Genomic DNA, 2068 nt, shown 5'->3' with positions numbered 1-2068 from the left:
GGCCCGGCCAGGTCGCCGTGCTCGGGGCGGCCGGCGGCCCCCAGGAGGGGCTGCTCCTGGTCGGCGACCGCACCGGAGCCGTACGCCTGCTGCACACGGCCGACGCCAGCCCCGCGGGGCGCCTTCCGCACGAGGTGGCGGGGCGGGTGACCGCGCTCGCGCCGACCCCGGACGGGACGGTGCTGCTCCTGGACGAGCGGGGGCGGCTGCACACGGTCGGCGGGACGGCGCCCCGGCCCCCGTACCTGCGGCGTCTGACGGAGGCGGTCTCCGCCACCCTGACCCGGCACCCGGGCACCGCCCTCGCGGCGATAGGCGGCTCCGTGGTCGTCGGGGACCGCCTCGGCTCGGTGCACGCCTTCGGGCTGACCGGCCTGCACCAGGCGGCCCTGCACAGCGGCCGGGTGACGGCGGTCACCGCCCTGGACACCGCGGCGCCCTTCGTCTGCTCGGGCGGGGCGGACGGCACGGTCCGCCTCTGGACCCCCGGGCGCGCCCCGCGCCCCGAACTGCTCGCGGAGCGCGCGGCGCCGGTGGTCTCGCTGCACGCCGCCGACACCCCGCACGGGCCGCTCGTCGCCGTCGCCTGGGCCGACGGCCTCGTGGCCCTGCACCGGCCGGACGGCGGACCGTGCCCGTCCTTCCGGCCGGGCCCGGCCGTCCGCGCGGTCGCGGTCACCGGCGACGGCGATCTGCTGCTCGGCACCGACGAGACCCTGGTCCGCCTCACCCCGCGCGCCTGGTGACGGAGCGTCGACCGGCGCGTCCCCGCGGTCTTTCAGGCGGTACGCGGCGTCAGCTGGGCCGCCAGCCAGGTCGGTACCCCGCCGAGCAGACGGAACAGGCGCCGTGCCTCGGCGCGCAGGCGTCCCGCCTCGGGCTCCGTCTCGGTGTCGGCCAGCGCGGTGAGCGCCGGGGCCGTGCCGACCAGGTAGCCGAGCTCCTCGCGGATCCGGAGCGACTCGGCGAAACCGTGCCGTGCCTCCGCCAACTCCCCCTCCCGTAAGGCGAGTCCGGCCAGATGGCGCCAGGTGGAGGAGAGCAGCAGCGCGTCGCCCCGGTCGGCCGCGCCGGCGTGTGCCCTGCGGTACGCGGCGCGGGCCGCCTGCGGGGAGTCGCCGAGGTTCTGCGCCACCAGGCCGCGCCGGAAGTCCAGCAGCGGCCGGCCCGCCGCCGAGGGGCCGATCAGCGCGGCGGCCCGGCCCAGCGCCATCCGGGCCTCGTCGGCCCGGTCGCGGACCCCCAACAGAGTGGAGGCGTAAGCCAGATAGCCACGTTCGCAGGCCGCGGCCCCGCGTTCCTCGTCGGTCCTGGCGACCGCCTCGGCCGCCCGCAGGGCCTCGTCCGCCTCGGCCCAGCCCTGTTCCGTGTAGAGGCAGCGCTCGATGAGCAGCGCCGCCCTTTCCAGCGCGGCGGCCGGTTCGGACGCCCGTGGCGCGAGCAGCGCGGCGGCGTCCGTCCAGCAGCCCCGGGAGCGGAGCCGCCATATGGCGGTCTCCACGGGAGTCTCCTTGCCGTAGGCGAGGGACGGACGGTCGCCACCCCTAGATTCGGAACCAGACATGGCGGTGTCCGCCACATTGCCCTCCCCGAGCGCGCCATCGAGCTGTTGAGTAGACCCGCATCTCAGCACGAACGGGGGCACCCGCCAAGGGGTCAGGTGAAAGTTTTCACAAGTGCGCGGGGGTGGGTGGCGGCGATCTTCGGCCACCCGTGGGAGGGGCCCGGCGGTGCCCGCGGGCCCGTGATCAGGCCGCCCTCGGCGCCCGCGTGGGACGGGCGCCGAAGACCGGCCGCCGGCCGGACCCTCACTCCGGGGTACTAACTCGAAGGTGTGAATTCCCGAGGTCGGTACGCCGCTGACGGCCGGCCCCCGGGGGGGTGAGGTCCCCGTGGGCCCGTTCGAACCGCACCGGGCGGGCCCCGTCCGTGCGGCGCCGGGCCGTCCCCGGATCGGGCCGGGCCCCCGGAGGGCCTCGTGTGGCCCGGAGGCCGCACGAGCCGGCCCCGGAGGGCCTTGTGGCCCGTCGTCGCCGCCCCCCCGTGCGGCCTCCGGGCCGTCCCCGGA

The 2068-nt window shown here is 77.7% G+C and carries 2 protein-coding genes; one reads left to right on the top strand and one right to left on the bottom strand.

What is annotated here, in order from left to right:
* Positions 1 to 746, top strand: a 746-nt coding sequence (locus tag RIF68_RS35225) for a WD40 repeat domain-containing protein (protein WP_375165795.1), incomplete at its 5' end; no start/stop codon positions are given.
* Between the two features lie 32 nt (positions 747 to 778).
* Here RIF68_RS35225 and RIF68_RS35220 read toward each other — a convergent pair.
* The gene (locus RIF68_RS35220) at positions 779 to 1564 is read right to left on the bottom strand and encodes a hypothetical protein (RefSeq protein ID WP_309055642.1); all 786 of its coding nucleotides are present in this window, start codon (positions 1562 to 1564) and stop codon (positions 779 to 781) included.
* Positions 1565 to 2068: the final 504 nt, after the last annotated feature.

The organism is Streptomyces sp. (assembly GCF_031178505.1).
Taxonomy (GTDB): Bacteria; Actinomycetota; Actinomycetes; order Streptomycetales; family Streptomycetaceae; genus Streptomyces; species Streptomyces gulbargensis.
The sequence above is the reverse complement of the archived record's forward strand: the minus strand, read 5'-3'. Positions and strand labels throughout refer to the sequence as shown.

Bases quoted from the DNA above. Each gene is read 5' to 3' on its own strand.
- RIF68_RS35220 (WP_309055642.1), bottom strand. From the start codon at position 1,564: ATGTCTGGTTCCGAATCTAGGGGTGGCGACCGTCCGTCCCTCGCCTAC.